This window comes from Mesorhizobium sp. M8A.F.Ca.ET.165.01.1.1 (assembly GCF_004792065.1).
Lineage (GTDB): Bacteria > Pseudomonadota > Alphaproteobacteria > Rhizobiales > Rhizobiaceae > Mesorhizobium.
This window is the reverse complement of sequence record NZ_SRTH01000021.1, coordinates 36,163-52,778: the sequence shown is the minus strand read 5'-3', so window position 1 is coordinate 52,778 and position 16,616 is coordinate 36,163. Positions and strand designations below refer to the sequence as shown.

The 16,616-nt window shown below is 61.8% G+C and carries 18 protein-coding genes and 1 tRNA gene; 14 read left to right on the top strand and 5 right to left on the bottom strand.

Going from position 1 to position 16,616, the window contains the following annotated elements; translation table 11 throughout:
* The 7 genes from EN808_RS31900 to EN808_RS31875 all read left to right on the top strand — a co-directional run bounded on the left by EN808_RS31900 (window position 1) and on the right by EN808_RS31875 (window position 5,022).
* Entirely contained in the window at window positions 1-480 is a 480-nt protein-coding gene (locus tag EN808_RS31900; RefSeq protein ID WP_135917953.1) for a hypothetical protein, read from the top strand.
* Window positions 480-911 carry a hypothetical protein gene (locus EN808_RS31895; protein ID WP_135917952.1) on the top strand — a complete coding sequence of 144 codons (432 nt, stop codon included), beginning with the start codon at window positions 480-482 and terminating at the stop codon, window positions 909-911. The genes EN808_RS31900 and EN808_RS31895 overlap by 1 nt, the downstream gene beginning before the upstream one ends.
* A complete protein-coding gene (locus EN808_RS31890; protein WP_135917951.1) occupies window positions 908-1,354 on the top strand; it encodes a hypothetical protein in 447 nt (148 codons plus the stop codon). Before EN808_RS31895 ends, EN808_RS31890 begins: the two co-directional genes overlap by 4 nt.
* Complete coding sequence (locus tag EN808_RS31885; protein WP_135917950.1) at window positions 1,351-1,686, top strand: hypothetical protein; 336 nt, start codon at window positions 1,351-1,353, stop codon at window positions 1,684-1,686. Before EN808_RS31890 ends, EN808_RS31885 begins: the two co-directional genes overlap by 4 nt.
* 96 nt (window positions 1,687-1,782) lie before the next feature.
* Window positions 1,783-3,657, top strand: coding sequence for a hypothetical protein (locus EN808_RS31880; protein ID WP_135917949.1), 1,875 nt, complete (start codon window positions 1,783-1,785; stop codon window positions 3,655-3,657).
* Between the two features lie 10 nt (window positions 3,658-3,667).
* Window positions 3,668-3,823 (top strand): hypothetical protein, encoded by a 156-nt coding sequence (locus EN808_RS36570; RefSeq protein ID WP_189524219.1) that lies wholly within the window; start codon window positions 3,668-3,670, stop codon window positions 3,821-3,823.
* Window positions 3,824-4,305: 482 nt separating this feature from the next.
* Window positions 4,306-5,022, top strand: a complete 717-nt coding sequence (locus EN808_RS31875) for a hypothetical protein (RefSeq protein WP_135917948.1) — start codon at window positions 4,306-4,308, stop codon at window positions 5,020-5,022.
* A 49-nt stretch (window positions 5,023-5,071) separates the two neighbouring features.
* Here the strand turns inward: EN808_RS31875 and EN808_RS31870 are convergent, their stop codons facing one another.
* Both EN808_RS31870 and EN808_RS31865 read right to left on the bottom strand, forming a co-directional pair.
* Window positions 5,072-5,365: a hypothetical protein gene (locus EN808_RS31870; RefSeq protein WP_135917947.1), complete on the bottom strand. Its 294-nt coding sequence runs from the start codon at window positions 5,363-5,365 to the stop codon at window positions 5,072-5,074.
* 73 nt (window positions 5,366-5,438) lie between these two features.
* A tRNA-Ser gene (locus EN808_RS31865) sits at window positions 5,439-5,528 on the bottom strand.
* 265 nt (window positions 5,529-5,793) lie between these two features.
* Between EN808_RS31865 and EN808_RS31860 the strand changes: the two genes are divergently transcribed.
* The 4 genes from EN808_RS31860 (at window position 5,794) to EN808_RS31845 (ending at window position 10,083) form a co-directional block, all read left to right on the top strand.
* The gene (locus tag EN808_RS31860) at window positions 5,794-7,017 is read left to right on the top strand and encodes a septal ring lytic transglycosylase RlpA family protein (RefSeq protein WP_127277302.1); all 1,224 of its coding nucleotides are present in this window, start codon (window positions 5,794-5,796) and stop codon (window positions 7,015-7,017) included.
* A gap of 94 nt (window positions 7,018-7,111) precedes the next feature.
* On the top strand, window positions 7,112-8,275 hold the full coding sequence (locus tag EN808_RS31855) for a D-alanyl-D-alanine carboxypeptidase family protein (protein WP_189343670.1): 1,164 nt from the start codon (window positions 7,112-7,114) through the stop codon (window positions 8,273-8,275).
* Between the two features lie 81 nt (window positions 8,276-8,356).
* The gene (gene tmk, locus EN808_RS31850) at window positions 8,357-9,031 is read left to right on the top strand and encodes a dTMP kinase (RefSeq protein ID WP_127277306.1); all 675 of its coding nucleotides are present in this window, start codon (window positions 8,357-8,359) and stop codon (window positions 9,029-9,031) included.
* Window positions 9,028-10,083, top strand: coding sequence for a DNA polymerase III subunit delta' (locus EN808_RS31845; RefSeq protein WP_127277308.1), 1,056 nt, complete (start codon window positions 9,028-9,030; stop codon window positions 10,081-10,083). The genes tmk and EN808_RS31845 overlap by 4 nt, the downstream gene beginning before the upstream one ends.
* Before the next feature lie 64 nt (window positions 10,084-10,147).
* On the opposite strand, the gene EN808_RS31840 is transcribed toward EN808_RS31845, so the two are convergent.
* Complete coding sequence (locus EN808_RS31840) at window positions 10,148-11,011, bottom strand: hypothetical protein (RefSeq protein ID WP_135864831.1); 864 nt, start codon at window positions 11,009-11,011, stop codon at window positions 10,148-10,150.
* Window positions 11,008-12,054 carry an aminotransferase class I/II-fold pyridoxal phosphate-dependent enzyme gene (locus tag EN808_RS31835; RefSeq protein ID WP_135917946.1) on the bottom strand — a complete coding sequence of 349 codons (1,047 nt, stop codon included), beginning with the start codon at window positions 12,052-12,054 and terminating at the stop codon, window positions 11,008-11,010. Before EN808_RS31835 ends, EN808_RS31840 begins: the two co-directional genes overlap by 4 nt.
* A 409-nt stretch (window positions 12,055-12,463) precedes the next feature.
* Here EN808_RS31835 and metG point away from each other — a divergent pair, with 409 nt between their 5' ends.
* The 3 genes from metG to EN808_RS31820 are packed head-to-tail and all read left to right on the top strand — an operon-like array spanning window position 12,464 to window position 15,635.
* Window positions 12,464-14,017 carry a methionine--tRNA ligase gene (gene metG / locus EN808_RS31830; protein WP_135917945.1) on the top strand — a complete coding sequence of 518 codons (1,554 nt, stop codon included), beginning with the start codon at window positions 12,464-12,466 and terminating at the stop codon, window positions 14,015-14,017.
* Complete coding sequence (locus EN808_RS31825) at window positions 14,017-14,817, top strand: TatD family hydrolase (RefSeq protein WP_127872393.1); 801 nt, start codon at window positions 14,017-14,019, stop codon at window positions 14,815-14,817. Before metG ends, EN808_RS31825 begins: the two co-directional genes overlap by 1 nt.
* Window positions 14,814-15,635 carry an MBL fold metallo-hydrolase gene (locus EN808_RS31820; protein ID WP_135917944.1) on the top strand — a complete coding sequence of 274 codons (822 nt, stop codon included), beginning with the start codon at window positions 14,814-14,816 and terminating at the stop codon, window positions 15,633-15,635. The genes EN808_RS31825 and EN808_RS31820 overlap by 4 nt, the downstream gene beginning before the upstream one ends.
* A gap of 219 nt (window positions 15,636-15,854) precedes the next feature.
* On the opposite strand, the gene EN808_RS31815 is transcribed toward EN808_RS31820, so the two are convergent.
* On the bottom strand, window positions 15,855-16,514 hold the full coding sequence (locus tag EN808_RS31815) for a DUF1629 domain-containing protein (protein ID WP_135917943.1): 660 nt from the start codon (window positions 16,512-16,514) through the stop codon (window positions 15,855-15,857).
* Window positions 16,515-16,616 lie beyond the last annotated feature (102 nt).

The window sequence follows — 16,616 nt, the reverse complement described above, 5'->3', positions numbered from 1 at the left end:
TTGATCGCCTGGCACGGCTCCCCCGTTCTGTTCGACCGCTTCGAACCGCTCAAGCTGGGTGTGCGCCGCATGGGCTCAGAGGGCCATGGACTATACCTTGCCGATCATTACGAGGTGGCGGCGGGCTATGGGCTTCTCTGCTACGAGGTGGAGATTCCTGACGGCCCTTACATCGACAACGATCGGGCCTGGGATCAGCAGCCGGCTCCGGCCCGTACCATCCTGGCCGATGGTCTCTCTCGACAGATCGGCTACCGGAAATTCAGGATCGAGGATGCCTTCAATCAGGACATCTACAGCCAGATCGGCCAGTTGCTTCGTTATTGTCGGCAGGATGGAAACCCGCTTGAGCCGGCGCTGATTGAGGCAGGCTATAAGGGCTGCGAGAAGTTCAACGCGACCTGGAGGGAATTCGTGGTCTTTGACCCGGATCGGCTCCGCATCCTGTCTGTCACCCACGAACAGAGGATGACAGCCTGATGAAGTTCGTAAGCGGGATTTGCCATGGCCCCTGGGGGGATTGTTTTCGGGCGTGCATCGCCTCTTTGCTTGACCTCGAGGCGACCGAAGTCCCTCACGTCAACGCCGATATCACGTTTGAGGAATGGGATAAAATGTACCGCGATTTCCTTCATGATCGTGGCTATCGCAAGATTGCGCTTCCCCTGGTGGCTAGCTCACTCGAAGAGGCTCTGAGCATTACTGCGGGATGGGCTGACGGCTTGCCATATATTTTCAGCGGGGCTGATCGTCTTGGGAGCGGCTCGCACGCCGTGATCGCCCAGCACGGAAAGATAATTCACGATCCAAATCCAAAATCGGCCGAGCCGTATATTTTCGGGCCATTTCCAGGAGATGGCCGTTATGGGTGCGAATTTATAGTGCCCTTTCAGCAAGGGGGGGCGCAATGACCTATTCTTTCCTAGCTCACGGCTATTGTCTGTCGCCGCTGGTGCCGAACGGCAGCTTGCTTAAGGCCGACCCCTCTCAGCCAATCCATGCAGGCCAGCTTGTCGCGGTCGTGCTGAAGCAGGAAGGCTCTTTCCGAGGCTTCTCGACCTCGCTGGAAAGCAGCAACCTCCTGGGTGTCACCAAGGTCTTCCTGGGCCGGGCTGAGACCGCCAAGGGCGAATGGGTCTACCTGTTCGGCCAGTTCGATCCGCCCACGGTGCTGGTCGTTCCCCGCAAGCATCTGGAGGCCATGCACCTCATCGCGGACGGCAAGCCGCCCCACGAAAACGAGATCGACAGCGAACCCCTGGCCGAAACCATGGATTTGCTCAGCCCATTCATCCGGGGCGGCACGTCGGAACCGATTGGCCCCGATTGGCGACCGAAAGGAGACTTGCAATGAACAGGTTTCACGCTGGATTGCTGGAGACCGCCGCCGGTCCCGGCATCGGAGCTATAGCGGATTTGGCCGATCTCATGCTTAAGGCCCGCGATGCCGGCTTGAGCGAGGACGAGAAATTCCGCTTCTCCGAGTTGTTCAACTGGTCGACCCAAAACACGCCGATGGTGAATCTTTTCTACGTCCGTCCGGCGCTGGACTACCTGTTCCTCAGTTCGATGCGTGAAGTGGCATCACCGGGCGCCTATCAGCGCCAAGAACGCCAGCGCCGCAAGCAGTACGGCCAGCAAACCATTTTCCCGAAACCTTTGGACCCCTTTGGAGGGTTCCGGTAGCCGATCCGCGCCTTCGGCAAGCGCACACAGAAATGGAACGCCAAAGCTTTTCGGAGAGGCACCTGAAAGCGGCGGCTCAATGGAGAAAGTGCCTCAATGACCTCGATTCAAATTGACGTGAAAGACGGCCTGAGCAGCTCGACCGCAATCAAAGGCCCGGTGAAAGCCGCGACCACGGCGAACATCACTCTCTCGGGAGAGCAGACCATCGACGGTGTGTCGATCGTTACCGATGACAGGGTCTTGGTGAAGAACCAGACCACGGCATCGGACAATGGCATCTATATAGCTGACACCGGCCCTTGGCGCCGATCGAAGGACTTCAACAAGACGAAGGACGTTAGGTCCGGCACGCTTGTCCTTGTCACTGGCGGCACGCAGGCCGGCGTCTGGCAAGTGACCACCGCAGACCCGATCTCCGTTGGCACATCCTCGATTGCCTTTTCCAAGACCGTTCAGCCCTACGATGCCGATCTGGCGGCAATTGCAGCGCTCCCGACCACCACTTACGGCCGTTCATTGCTCACCGCTGCTTCGGCCATCGTGCTGGCGACATCTCTTGGGGTGATCCCTGACGCCGCTGTAGTGTATGGGGCAGACGGTGGCGGTGTGAACTCGAACGTCACGCCCTTCACCAACGCTGGTGCCGCCGGCAAGCTGACGTTCATCCCCAAGCCGGTGACCAAGTATGCCTTTGCATCGAACCTCAAGGGCTACAACATCGGCGGCGCCTGGCTTCCCGATCCGGCGATGACGTGGAACCAGCTTACAGACGGTGGCAAGTTCAATATGTACCGGGGTCGTTTTACCACCAACGGCGCCAACATCTGGCGTTTCTCCGACCGCACCCTGTTTGGTGAGGCGGCGAGCAAATTCGCTGCCGACGTGGGAAACCCGGATGGTGGTACATCGTGGGTGAAAAACCAGATCGATTGTCCGTGGTATCTTCCCCTCAATGCTGGCGTCCTGTTTACCAGCGGCGGTGATGATGGGACGGCCACCAACAACCCGCCGTACGGCTTCGTGTCGGCGGTGAAAACCAGCACGGTTGGGCAAGGCGCGATTGCCTTCGGTGCCGTCGCCGTGGCTGACATGGCAGTAAACTCAGCATGGGGATACATCGCGGAACTTCAACGCGAGGCCGGGGCCGGTCAAGTGTACGGTATGGAGATCGACGCCAAGAACAAAGGCAGTAACACCACGCTGACCCCTAACGCCCAAGTAGCCGGTACCTTTGGTATATGGGCCGGTGGCGGCGGGGACGCTACTTTCGGGGGAGCATCCGTAAGCCCATCTACAGCTGCGTTTGTCGTGCTCAAGAACTCGAACACCTGGAATTCCGGCATGGTGTTCATGAAAGATGCACTCACCGCTGGCGAGGCAATCGCCATGTCTTCCGAAGGCGTGGGCGGCGCCCATCGGCTGAACTGGTACAACGCCGCCGGCAACAACACTTTCAGCATCATCGGGTCAGCCACAGACGCCATCAATTGGTCCTTGAACCGAAGCAACAGTGGCCTTGTGGTGTCGGCAGGTGGCCGTATCAGCCTAGCCGTATTAGACGCCGCCAGTGCGGTCAACTACCTCCAGCTTACCCCCGGCGCTACAGGGCAAGGCGTGTTCCTTCTCGCCCAAGGCACAGATACCAACATCAGCGGCCTCTTGCGCGGCAAGGGTACTGGCGGCTGGAAGCTTCAGGACGGCGGAGCGGCCACCAAGTTCGAGTTCAACACTACGGGCATTGGTTTCTTTGCCACAGCTCCAGTAGCGCAGAAAACCGGGTGGGGTGTTCCGACCGGCACGCTGGCGCGCACGACCTACGCCGCCTATGCGGGGCAGACGCACACCGCCTCCTATGTTCAGGCCACGGTGCAGGCTCTTGACGATGCCTGCCGCAATGTCTCCCAGCGGCTCGCTGCGCTGCTCACCGACCTTCATGGCACGGCCGGTTATGGCCTCATCAACACCTAAAGGAAATCGCATGGAACACACTCTGAAGCTCACCGACGAACAGCTTGGCGTTGTCGGCGCCGCACTGGCCGAACTGCCCTTCAAGGTCGCCCAGCCGGTCATGGCTGTCATTCAGGCACAGATTGACGCGCAGCGGGCAAAGCCTGCCAAAGCTCCGCCCCGCTAAGGGCGCGCTTGAAAAATTGACCGAATAAGAGCAACGTGTCCGTGGGCTTGAACACCCGGACCAGTGACGACCGAAAATCGTTGGCGCGATTCTAAGTCGTTTGTCCCGTTATTTCGGGACGACGCGCAGCTTGGCGGCTGCCGCGACGGCCAATTCATAGGCCGGAGGCGGTAGTGCTGTCCAGCGGGAAACCGTAAAAGCTGCCGGCCTGTCTCACTGGCAGGTGTTCAACCTCCGGCTTCGGCGCCGTCCGCCGTGAACAGATCAAGTGGCCAACTTGTCCACTTGATCGCCGGCCTTGAACAGCCGGTCCTACCAGTGAGACCTACCGATGACCTACCTCACCATAGCCATGCTGCTTGCCGCAGCGGGCCTCCGCACGCGCCTTGGACGCGCAAGCCTCGCCCTGTGGCTCCTGAAGGCCTCCAACGCCCTACACCGCGCAGGAGCCCGCGCAATCGACAACCTGGAGGGCGACCTCCATGGATGAGCTATCCCTGACAAAGAAGGCCGAGGCCTACGTCGCCAAAGAGGAAAACATTTCCTCTTTGCTCACCCTCCAGGTTGACCGGACCAGCCGCAAATCATTGGCCGGCTCGATCGAGGTCTTGATCGACCTGCTGGACGACCTGTCGCCGGATTGCGATCTGGAGGACGGCGCCGATCTGGAGCCGTCCCTTGGCTGGGGCGAGCGCGGCCCGCGTTGCATGTTTCCGTTGGATCACGCGCGCGGAAGCCATCACGACGACCGGGAATTGGATGACGCTGATTATGAGGACAGCGGCGACGCTGAGCCTTCGCTCGGGTGGGGCCAGAACCAATCAGTTCTCCATTGCGATCGGCACGATGAAGCGGAGGAGGAGAACGAACATGGGGGCGATGTCTTAGACGAGCCGCACGATGGTCGCGATGATGATGAGCCTTGGCTCGGCTGGGGCAACACCATGGGGCAACCCGGAGTCGGCACAGAGGGCTTGGAAGGGGTCGAGGACAACCCGGACCATGGCGTTCCCGGCAACTTCACCGGAGCCGGGAACGACGAGGCCCGGCTACTGCTTCGAGGTCGTAGGCGCAAAGAACCGCCGTCGTTGACGATCGTCGGCCCGGCCATAGCCATTGCCAACTGGCACGGCATCCCGGTCACCGATCCGGACGCCATGGACCTCAAGGCGCACTACTGGGCTGCCAAGGGCTTCTGAAAATACAACGGTTGCGCATTTGGCCCGCTGCCTCATGGTGGCGGGCTTTTCAATGAGCGATGCCGAAGGCCCGCAGTATCTCAACAACCGCCACAAGGACCGTGGCGACTGTTGCTGCCAGCGCCATGCCCCGCTCGAAAGTTCCGAGGCGCTTAACGGTCGCCAGTTCTTGGCCATCCCAATAGAGCTGATTGGTCACCGGATGCATTCCGAGCAGAGTAAGCCCCTCAAGGCTGGTTACTTTGATTCCTGCTGGCCATTCCGGGGGAGGGGCCGCCTTTGCGTATCGGTTGGCTCTGATCTCGACCCAATCTATCGTGTCCACGGGCTCGCTCGGTTCCATGCCATCCCCCTGTCCGCAGTTTTGTACGCAAAATCAGTAAAACGCCAGATTATCCAACTAAAAAAAGGGGGAATGGCGGAGGGAGTGGGATTCGAACCCACGGTGAACTTGCGCCCACGCCGGTTTTCAAGACCGGTGCCTTAAACCGCTCGGCCATCCCTCCGGTGACTGCCGGCTACTGCTCTAGTGTGCCCGGCAAAGGCCTGTCAACCGGCTTGCGTGAAGCGGCGCTTCTCCAAGCCCCGGGACAGGACAAGCCGCGTCACAATCTTGCCCGGTTCCGGCCACAATCGGTTAATACCGTGATAAACAATTCCTGCGCACAAAGGATCGGGGTCCGAGACGTCGTTGGCATTGTCGAGTGAGCGCGTGGCTCTCTGATGGTCGGACACGATGTTGTTGGTCGAGACTTTAGGGGGCAATCAAGAATGCAGGCTGTGACGCACCCGCGTCTTCGTCGCGTTGCCACGGTTGCGTTGCTTGCGGCGTCGGCTGCATTGCTTGCCGCTTGCGCGTCGCAGCCCGAGCCGAAGGGCATGGTCTACAAGAAGACCCGCTCCAAGGAATATTTCGCCGAGACCGAATATGGGGTGAAGGCCAGTCCGCGCGCTGCCTTCATGCGGCGCGGCGGCGGCCGCGACCAGCTCGGCAAGCCGTATCAGGTGCGCGGCAAGTGGTATTATCCCAAGGAAGAGAAGCGCTACGCCAAGGTCGGCCTGGCTTCGTGGTATGGCGACGCCTTCCATGGCCGGCTGACCGCCAACGGCGAAGTCTACGACACGGCGCAACTAACGGCGGCGCATCCGACGATGCCGCTGCCCAGCTATGCCCGCGTCACCAACCTCGAAACCGGCAGTTCGGTCATCGTGCGCGTCAATGACCGCGGCCCATACCATGAGGGCCGCATCATCGACGTCTCGGAGCGTGCCGCGCAGATGCTCGACTACGACAAGGTCGGCACCGCGAAGGTGAAGGTCGAATATGTCGGCCGCGCGCCGCTCGACGGCAATGACGATCAGTACCTGATGGCCTCTTACCATCCCGGCAACCGCATACCGGATCCATCGGATGGCCTGCCGACCGGCGTCATGGTGGCCATGAACGGACCGTCGCCGAGCCTTCCGGTGGGTTCTGCCGCCGTGCCGTTTCCAGGTCAGCTGACCGATGCCGCGATCCCGGTCCAGGCGCAGATGTCCGCGCAGTCGCCGGCCTTCGGCGATCTGGCGCTGCCCGATTTCGGACCGATCGTGCCGGAACGTCCCGAGATCGGCTTGCCGCCGCAATCGCCGTTCGCCATGGCCTCGCTGTCCTATGCGGATGAACGCGTCCATCGCGCGGATGTCTTTGCTGCGCTGGACGACAGCGGCATGTCACCCGCAGACATCCTGCGGTCCTGGAAAAAGACCGATCGCCAAGCGACGCCGTCCAGCTCCGACTATGTCGCCGCCGGCACGTTCGACGATGCCACCGAGGCCAAACGTGTGGCCTCGGCGCTAAAGTCCTTCGGCAGAATAGAAATCCAGCGCTCCGATCTCGACGGCAATGACTGGTATGCGGTCAACCTCTATCCGGACGGCCATGGCGACCTGGACGAGTTGCTGAAGGCGGCATGGTCCCACGGCGCGCCCGACGCGCTGGTCGTGCGCGACTGATCCGAGAGCCGGCGTGCCGCCGGCAGTTGATCCCTCGCCGAAAAAGCCCGATAGTTTCGGCACGCCGGAGGGGCCGGCCAACGGGTCGCTTTTCATGCAATTTCGCTTGCTACAGCCTTTCGCCGGGTTTGTTCTCCTTGGCCTGCTGCTTATGCTTTCGCCGGCCCAAGCGCAGCTTTTCGAAACCAAGGCCGCACAGGCCTTCATGATCGATGCCGACACCGGCACGGTGCTGTTTTCGAAAGATGCCGACAAACCCATTCCGCCGGCCTCGATGGCCAAGCTGATGACGATGGAAGTGGTTTTCAACGCCCTCAAGTCCGGGCGCCTGAAACTCGACGATACGTTCGTGGTCAGCGAGAACGCCTGGCGCAAAGGTGGCGCGCCGTCGGGGACCTCGACGATGTTCGCCAAGCTCAAATCGGCGATCCGGCTCGAGGACCTGATCCAGGGGGTGACCGTGCAGGCCGCGAATGACGGCTGCATCGTCATCGCCGAAGGCATGGCCGGGTCGGAGGATAATTTTGCCGAAGAGATGACCGAACGCGCGCGCCAGATCGGCCTCAAGACTTCGACTTTCGTCAATTCGACCGGCCTGCCGGCCGATGGCCAGCAGACAAATGTGCGCGAACTGGCGCAGCTCGCGCTCCATCTGCGGCGCGAATACCCCGATTTCTATCGCTACTATGGCCTGAAGGATTTCACCTGGAACAAGATCTCGCAGAGGAACCGCAACCCGCTGCTGGCGATGGACATCGGCGCCGACGGCCTGGCTGTCGGCGCAAGCGAGACATCCGGCTTCGGCATCGTCGCTTCGGTCAGCCACGACGGCAAGCGGGTGATCGCTGCAATGAGCGGGCTGGTCAATGACAAGGAGCGTGCCGAAGAGGCGCGCAAACTGCTCGATTGGGGCGTTCGTTCGTTCGAGAAGACCGAGATTTTCGCCAAGGACGAGGTGGTCGGAGAGGCCCAGGTCTTTGGCGGTGCGAAATCCGGTGTGACGCTGAAGGCAAAGGGTCCGATCGACATCTTCCTGCCGATCACCAACCGCGACAAGCTGACGGCGAGAATCGTCTACACCGGGCCGGTCGCCGCTCCGGTGGAGGAGGGGCAACCGGTGGGCGCCCTGCGCGTCTGGATCGGTGACACGCTGAGCCAGGAGACACCGTTGTTCGCCGCCGAAACGATCGGCGTCGGCACGTTGCCGCAACGCGCGCTCGATGCCGTCAAGGAACTGGCTATCGGCTGGCTTCGATAACACCGACGGCATGGACGTTTTCCCGAACGCGGACTATCTAGAGCGCAACAATCCACTCGAACACGAACAAAGGCCCTCGGTTTGGCGCGCGGATTTTTCATCACCTTCGAAGGCGGCGAAGGCGCAGGCAAGTCGACACAGATCGAGCGGCTGGCCACAAAGATGCGCGCCAAGAAGTATGATGTCCTGCGCACGCGTGAACCGGGCGGCTCGCCGGGCGCCGAAGCGGTCCGGCATGTGCTGCTTTCAGGTGCTGCCGAACCGTTCGGGCCGAAGATGGAAGCGCTGCTCTTCGCCGCCGCGCGTTCCGACCATGTCGAGCAGGTCATCCGTCCGGCCGTCGAGCGCGGCTCCATCGTGCTTTGTGACCGCTTCCTGGATTCCTCGCGTGTCTATCAGGGCGTTACGGGCGGGATCGATCCGGCGTTCATGACCATGCTGGAACAGGTCGCCATCAACGGCATGATGCCCGACATGACGCTGATCTTCGATATCGACCCGGCCGAGGGTCTGAAGCGCGCGACCTTGCGGCGCGGCAGCGATGCCGCCGCCGACCGCTTCGAAAAGGAGACGGTGGCCATCCACCAGGCCCGCCGCGAAGCGTTCCTGGCGATCGCGGCGGCAGAGCCGGAGCGCTGCATCGTCGTCGATGGGTCCGCCGATCCGGACACGGTGGAGGACGTCGTCACCGCGGCCGTGTTCGCGGCACTGGAGGCAAGGGCGCCCGAGCGCAACAGGCAGGTCGCACCGGTATGATTTTCGAACGCATCGCGCCGGAACAGCACGATACGCTGGACGGTGTGCCGGAACCCTCCGAAACGCCGCGTCTGGTGGGGCACGGGCAGGCCGCCACCATGTTGGCCGCCGCCTATCGGGCGGGAAAGCTGCCGCATGCGCTGATCTTCGCCGGACCTGTCGGAATCGGCAAGGCGACGTTTGCCTTCCACCTTGCCCATCATCTTTTGAAGCACCCGGCCTTCGACCAGGCACCCGGCAACCTGGCGGTTCCCGATCCGGCCTCGCCGCTGTTTCGCCAGATCGCCACCGGGGCGCATCCCGGGGTGCTGCACCTGACCCGCCCCTTGAACGACAAGACCAAGAGCTTCAAGACCGTCGTCACCGTCGACGAAATCCGCAAGGTCAGCCGCTTCCTGTCGCTGACGTCGCACGACGGCAGCTACCGGGTGGTGATCGTCGATCCGGCCGACGACATGAATGCCAATGCGGCCAATGCCTTGCTGAAGAATCTTGAGGAACCGCCGGCACGAACCCTGTTCATTCTCATCGTCCATGCGCCGGGCAGTCTGCTGCCGACGATCCGCTCGCGCTGCCAGGTGGTGCGGCTGACACCGCTCGACGCCAACGAGCTGATGGCGGTGCTGGAGACCGCGGAACCGCCGCCGCCGGACGATCCGGCCGCGCGAGCCGCGCTGGTCGAGCGGGCAGGGGGAAGCGCCCGCAGCGCGATCCTGTTGACGCAATATGGCGGGTTGGAGATCGCACAGACGCTCGATGGCCTGGTGGCGAAGGGAAAGAGCGATATTGGCGGCGCCTATCGCCTGGCCGAAGCCGTCGCGGGCCGAGATCAGGCGATCCAGTTCGACATCTTCAACCGCCGGGCACTGGACCTTCTGTCAGACGCGGCAAGCCAGGCGGCGCTGGCCGGCGACCTTGCGCGGGCCAAGACACTGTCGGACAGCTGGCATGAGGCGCTGGACGCCATATCGGAAACCGATACCTACAATCTCGACAAGAAGCAGCATGCCTTGACCATGATCGATCGACTGAATTCGGCTATGCGCGTGTGACGGTCATCTGGGGCGGCAATCGCCACCCGTTGGCAGCCGTTGGACCGGATCGCGGCCGGGCTATTCAGATCGTCATCCGCGCCGGCTTGCTCGCGGCACCGTTGAGCGCGGCATCATATTTGGCGCGATTGGCCCAATAGATCGTGGCGAACAGCAGCGCCTGGTCGCGGAAAGGAATGTGGTCCACGGCATCGCTGGCGGCCTCGGCTTCGATCCAGTCGACATGGAAGTCGGCGGCCCCCTTCCTGTCGCCGCCATGTGCCATCTGCTGGAACCGATGCATATGGTCCTCGATGTCGGGATAGCGGTCGGCCCAGACGATCGACCATTGCCGGTTCTGCATGGTGAATTTGCGGATCCAGCGCTCGCTCAGGTCCATGTCGCCTTCGGGCTTCGAGTACATGACGTTTCGCCGCGCTTCGAGCAGCGTGTTGGTGGCGACGACTTCGTTCTCGCGCCATAGAAGCCGCATGGCCGGATCATTGAGAAACCGGTCCGCATAAATGGGATGCGGAAACGCGCTTTCCCTCAGTCCATCGATCTTGAAATAGACCAGCAGTTCGGAAGCGACGCTCGCTTCCAGCTCGTTGCGCTCCATCTTGCCGTGGAACGCCTCGAACCCGATGCCCGGTATGAAGGGCATGTGCGCGGCGTGCCAGATTTCATGCAGAATGTAGAGATCCTCGACGGCCGCGGCGGCATAGTCGTCCCGGCGCATCGTCAGCCCCCACCAGGTGCAGAAGTGCGCGCGTTCCAGGCGGTCGTTGGTGGTCTCGCAGGTGAAGCGCGGCAGGCGGGCGTACTGATCGACGACGTCGTAGATGTAGCCGCCCTCGCGATGCGAGGATCGGAATGCATCCGTTTTCCAGTGAGCCAGGCAGTGGGCATGGACGTCATCGCGGGTGACCAGCGGGATTAGATGCTTCATGAAACCGGTCCAGGAGGGGCCATGCCGATCCGCTCCGCCATGCCTGGCGTGAGACACAGGCGGGGCCGAGCACCGATCGCGCCAGGGGCGCGGGTAAGGTAGGAGGCCATGTCCGAATCCCCGTCCGCCCCTGCCGATGCCTGGGCAAGAATGAAGACGTCCGCCGGCACCAGGGCGAGGCCGAGAGCCTGGCCGGCATGTTCTGCAGCGCCATGTTGAACCGCGCCGTAGCGGCGCGCCATGGCGAACACGTCAAACCGCTCCATCAGCCGGATTCCCAGTTGCAGCGACGTCAGGTTCTTGAACCATTGATTGCCGAACAGGCCGAGATTCTCCGATCGGCAAAACACACCGCCTATGCGGTCGTAATAGGTGCCGAACGGTTTGGACAGGCTGATCACCACGGCACTCACGCAAGGGGCGTCGGCGAGGATCGTTTCCGACGGTGGCTCGGCGGTTGCCCCGACATAGGTCAAATCCAAGACGACCTGGGCCGGGTTCGCGCGCCCGCTGAGCCGGCGAAGAAATGCGTTGGCTTCGGGCCATACCATTCCGTCAATGGCCGAGGGTTGGCTGAGACACAGCAGATGCTGGGGATCGATGGTGTCGGCCGTATCGCGCCAGTCGTGGCGGTCATATTCCGTCACCGGAATGCCGCAGGCTTCAGCATAGGCTCTGTAGCCCTCATACTCGCCACGAAAGATTGCAAGGCGAGGGGAGAACCCATCGAGGCGCGCGCGGTTGCCGTAATCGGCAATCAGGTGAAAAAGCGGCTCGCTTGCACCCGCGGTCGGATAGCTGAATGGAAAGTCAGCCGTGTTCAACGGCGCCATCGGCTTCGCCCAACCGAGCCAGGTGTCGAAGAACCGTTTGTGCAGCGCGTTCTGCTTTCCGGTCCAGGCATGGCGAAACTGATCGAGATAGGCCGCACGGACCGGATCAGGGCCATTTCCGGTATTGTTGCCGAGCAATTCGGCCTTTACCGCCTCGATCTCGGAGGTGACGAGGGCGTAGACGGTTTTGCTCGCGCCGGCCTGGCGCAAGCGCAGATCGAGATTCGGTCGCGGATCATATTGTGTGGTCGTGGCCATGCAGGTCTGCCTTTGCCCGTCACGACCCTAAGGGAACGTTGCCCGACTTTGCAACGGCTTGCCGCTGGACCATGGTGATGAATGCGCAGGTCAGGCAGGCGGTCTGGACTTGGCATGAGGCCTTGGACGTTATATTTGAGACCGACACCCCGCAATCTCGACAAGAAGCAGCACGTCCTGACCATGACCGACCGCCTGAATTCTGCAATGCGAATGTGACGGCCTTTTTTGGTGCATGCCGTTGCCCCCGGAAACCGGGGCGACTTTTGGGCGGCATGCATTGGTCTCGGGATGGCAATCGCCATTCCGATGCGATATCCACCGCCACGGCTCCCATTCAGACATTCATGACGGTTCATTCATGTCACGCGACACATTCTACATCACGACCGCGATTTCCTATCCTAACGGCAAGCCGCATATCGGCCATGCCTACGAGTTGATCGCCACGGACGCGCTTGCCCGCTTCCAGCGGCTTGACGGCAAGCAGGTCTTCTTCCTCACCGGCACCGACGAGCACGGCATCAAGATGCTGCAGACGGCCAAGCGCGAAGGCATTTCGGCGCGCGAACTGGCCGACCGCAACTCGGCCGAGTTCAAGCGCATGGCGACCGCGCTCAACGCCTCCAACGACGATTTCATCCGCACCACCGAGGAGCGGCATTACGCGGCTTCGCAGGCGATCTGGAAGGCGATGGCCGCCAATGGCGACGTCTACAAAGGCGGCTATGCCGGCTGGTACTCGGTGCGCGACGAAGCCTATTACGGCGAGGAGGAGACCGAGGTCCGTCCCGACAATGTCCGCTACGGGCCGCAGGGAACGCCGGTCGAATGGGTCGAGGAAGAGAGCTACTTTTTCCGGCTGTCGGCCTATCAGGACAAGCTCATTGCGCTTTACGAAGGCCAGCCCGACTTCATTGGCCCGGCCGAGCGACGCAACGAGGTGATGAGCTTCGTCAAGTCGGGACTGAAGGACCTGTCGATGTCGCGCACCACATTCGACTGGGGCGTGCCGGTACCTGGCGACGAAAAGCATGTCATGTATGTGTGGGTCGACGCGCTGACCAACTACATCACCGGCGTCGGCTATCCCGATGAAAAGGCTGATAATTGGCGTTTTTGGCCGGCCGATGCGCACATCATCGGCAAGGACATTGTGCGCTTCCACGCGGTTTATTGGCCGGCCTTTTTGATGTCGGCCGGCATTCCGCTGCCGAAGCGTGTCTTCGGCCACGGCTTCCTGTTCAACCGCGGCGAGAAGATGTCGAAGTCGGTCGGCAACGTCATCGACCCGTTCACCATGGTCGAGCATTACGGCCTCGACCAGGTGCGCTACTTCTTCCTGCGCGAAGTGCCGTTCGGGCAGGACGGCAGCTACAGCCATGAAGCGATCGTCAATCGCACCAATGCGGATCTGGCCAATGGTCTCGGCAATCTGGCGCAGCGCTCGCTGTCGATGATCGCCAAGAATTGCGGCGGCGTGGTGCCGAAGCGCGGCGATATGGCGGAAGCCGACAAGGTGATCCTGGATCAGGCGATCGACGCCCTCGTCACCGCGCGCAAGGCAATGGCTGAGCAAGGCATCCATCTGGCACTGGCGGCGATCTTCGGCGTGGTTGCGGAAGCGGACCGGTATTTCGCCGGGCAGGAACCCTGGGCGCTCAAGAAAACCAATCCGGAGCGCATGGAAACGGTGCTGTGGACGACGGCCGAAGTGGTCCGGCGCGTGGCGGTTCTATGCCAGCCCTTCATTCCGGGCTCGGCCGGCAAGCTGCTCGACCTCCTGGCGGTGCCGGCGGACAGTCGCGATTTCGTGCATGTCCACGCCGACCATGCGCTTGTGTCCGGCACGCAGCTGCCTGCGCCGGAGGGCGTGTTTCCGCGCTATGTCGAACAGACGGACGCGAACGCCTGATGCTCGTAGACAGCCATTGTCATCTGGACTTTCCGGACTTTGCCGAGGAGCGGGCGGCCATTGTCGCCCGCGCCAAGGCGGCCGGTATCGGCCGCATGGTGACGATCTCCACGCGCGTGAAGCGGTTTCAGCAAATCCTTGAGATCGCGGAGACTTTCGACGAAGTCTATTGCTCTGTCGGTACCCATCCGCACAATGCCGCCGAGGAGCTCGACGTCACCACGGCCGACCTTGTCCGCCTGTCTGCTCACCCGAAGGTGGTGGCGATCGGTGAAGCGGGGCTCGATTTTTTCTACGACAAGGCACCTCGCGAGGCGCAGGCGCAGGGTTTTCGCGCTCATATCGCCGCAGCCCGCGAGACCGGGCTGCCTCTCGTCATCCACTCGCGCGATGCCGACGATGACATGGCCGCCATTCTCGAGGACGAGACGGGGAAGGGCGCCTTCCCGTTCATCCTGCATTGCTTTTCGTCGGGACGGCGGCTCGCCGAAATTGGCGTGTCGTTAGGCGGCTATGTGTCGTTCTCGGGCATCCTGACTTTCAAGAACTCAGCCGAATTGCGCGCCATCGCCGCCGATGTGCCGCATGACCGGCTGCTGGTCGAGACGGACGCGCCATATCTGGCGCCGGTACCGTTTCGCGGCAAGCGAAATGAGCCGGCCTATGTCGCGCAGACCGCCAAGGTGCTGGCTGAAACAATTGGCATCAGCGAGGCTGAAATCGCAGCGTTGACGACCAACAATTTCTTTCGGCTGTTTCGAAAAATGCCACGCCCGGACCAGCGGGCGCCTGAGGCATGAGCGACCGGCTGCGCCTGACCATTCTCGGCTGTGGATCGTCGCCAGGCACGCCACGCATCACCGGCGACTGGGGCAATTGCGACCCCACCAATCCCAGGAACCGGCGCATGCGCACGGCCGCGCTTGTCGAGCGCATTGCCGCCGATGGCGGCCGCACCACGGTCGTCATCGACACCGGGCCGGATTTCCGCGAGCAGATGCTGATGGCTTCAGTCAGGCGCATCGATGGCGTGATCTACACGCATCCGCACGCCGACCACATCCACGGCATCGACGATTTGCGCGGCTATGTGCTGGAACAACGGCATCGCATCGCCATCCATGCCGACGAGCCGACCATGCTGCGGCTGCGCGAGGCGTTCGGCTATTGCTTCGAGACGCCGCCAGGCAGTTCCTATCCGCCGATCGTCGACGCCCACATCATCGACCATGCCAGGCCGGTTGTGATCGAAGGAGAGGGGGGTGCCCTCACCTTCGAGCCGCTGCCCCAGATCCATGGCGACATCATTTCGCTGGGTTTCCGCATCGGCGGGCTCGCCTACTGTCCCGATATCAGCGATTTTCCCGATGCCACCGTCGAGCGGCTGCGCGGCCTCGATGTGCTGATTATCGACGCGCTGCAATACCATACCCATCCCAGCCATCTGTCGCTTAGCCAGGCACTTACCTGGATCGAAAAGCTGGCGCCCAGAAATGCCGTGCTGACGCACATGCATGTGCCGCTAGATTACGCCACGGTGATGACCGAGACTCCCGACCACGTGGTGCCGGCCTATGATGGCATGGTGATCGAAATTCCTTACGAGTCAAAGCGATAGAGAAAGCTGCTCAGTCGGCTTTTCCAGTCGCCGCTCGAACGTTGGGCGATGGGTTCGAGGTCGTGAAGTGCCGCTAGAGTGCCGTCCACGATGGTTGCCCGCCAAGGGCCGAAACCGCAGCAATTCCGGGGTTACGCCCCGTACGCTAGTTCCATAATCTATCTTATGCGACTTTTGTCGCAACGTGAAAGCGTCTCGAATCCATCTCGCAGCCCTGCCTTACAGACCTGCCTTCCGACACAGACCGGCCCAAAAACTTCTGAGCGAATTCGCGGATGAGACAGGTGCACGCTCCACGCCGCGGTATTCGATCCTGTCGCGACCGACCGTTTCGTCATTCCAGACCAACTCAAAGGCGATGCCTTTGAGCCCGAGTTCTCCGATCTGACGCACGATGGTGTCTTGCAGATAGATATCGGATACTCGCACGCCATCGGCACGCTCCGGCAATTTGAATATCTCGGCCCCGCCGATAGCCTCCGCCCGAAGGACGAGGTTTTCGATCGTCATGATGCCGCCATCGTCAAAGCGGACGATTCTTGAACGCTCTTCGTCCAGCGCATCGACCACAGTGGTGACGTTGAAGAGCCATATGGGCTCGTCACCACGAAGCGACAGGAATTCGCCATACCGTTCGAGAATCGGCCGTAGCGACTTCAACGCCGTGGCCCTCAGAATGAGCACATGCTCGCCAAGCCAGGGAAAATCCGAATATAACCGGGGTGTTCCGTCTTCTTGCTCGTGCAGGAATTTCATCCGGGGCGAACGCCATCGCTTCTGGCTCCGGCCGCCGAGGGTCGCGAATAGCCGGTAGTCGTCGGTTTGTTCGGGAAGAACCCATTCCTGCCCCTCCACTACACTCGGAACATAGATCTTCACCCGACCTCCCGACCCTCGCACGCTTCCAGGCAGTGAAGCCCCCCTAACGCTGCGCACAGCGGCCTCGCAGCGGATTTTCGAGCACGCCGCCGATACCGACGC

What these genes read in the sequence shown, in the direction of transcription:
- EN808_RS31880 (WP_135917949.1), top strand. Translation starts at nt 1,783, where the DNA reads ATGACCTCGATTCAAATTGACGTGAAAGACGGCCTGAGCAGCTCGACC.
- EN808_RS31885 (WP_135917950.1), top strand. Translation starts at nt 1,351, where the DNA reads ATGAACAGGTTTCACGCTGGATTGCTGGAGACCGCCGCCGGTCCCGGC.
- EN808_RS31855 (WP_189343670.1), top strand. Translation starts at nt 7,112, where the DNA reads ATGCAATTTCGCTTGCTACAGCCTTTCGCCGGGTTTGTTCTCCTTGGC.
- EN808_RS31825 (WP_127872393.1), top strand. Translation starts at nt 14,017, where the DNA reads ATGCTCGTAGACAGCCATTGTCATCTGGACTTTCCGGACTTTGCCGAG.
- EN808_RS31820 (WP_135917944.1), top strand. Translation starts at nt 14,814, where the DNA reads ATGAGCGACCGGCTGCGCCTGACCATTCTCGGCTGTGGATCGTCGCCA.
- EN808_RS36570 (WP_189524219.1), top strand. Translation starts at nt 3,668, where the DNA reads ATGGAACACACTCTGAAGCTCACCGACGAACAGCTTGGCGTTGTCGGC.
- EN808_RS31890 (WP_135917951.1), top strand. Translation starts at nt 908, where the DNA reads ATGACCTATTCTTTCCTAGCTCACGGCTATTGTCTGTCGCCGCTGGTG.
- metG (WP_135917945.1), top strand. Translation starts at nt 12,464, where the DNA reads ATGTCACGCGACACATTCTACATCACGACCGCGATTTCCTATCCTAAC.
- EN808_RS31860 (WP_127277302.1), top strand. Translation starts at nt 5,794, where the DNA reads ATGCAGGCTGTGACGCACCCGCGTCTTCGTCGCGTTGCCACGGTTGCG.
- EN808_RS31840 (WP_135864831.1), bottom strand. Translation starts at nt 11,011, where the DNA reads ATGAAGCATCTAATCCCGCTGGTCACCCGCGATGACGTCCATGCCCAC.
- EN808_RS31845 (WP_127277308.1), top strand. Translation starts at nt 9,028, where the DNA reads ATGATTTTCGAACGCATCGCGCCGGAACAGCACGATACGCTGGACGGT.
- EN808_RS31875 (WP_135917948.1), top strand. Translation starts at nt 4,306, where the DNA reads ATGGATGAGCTATCCCTGACAAAGAAGGCCGAGGCCTACGTCGCCAAA.
- EN808_RS31870 (WP_135917947.1), bottom strand. Translation starts at nt 5,365, where the DNA reads ATGGAACCGAGCGAGCCCGTGGACACGATAGATTGGGTCGAGATCAGA.
- EN808_RS31895 (WP_135917952.1), top strand. Translation starts at nt 480, where the DNA reads ATGAAGTTCGTAAGCGGGATTTGCCATGGCCCCTGGGGGGATTGTTTT.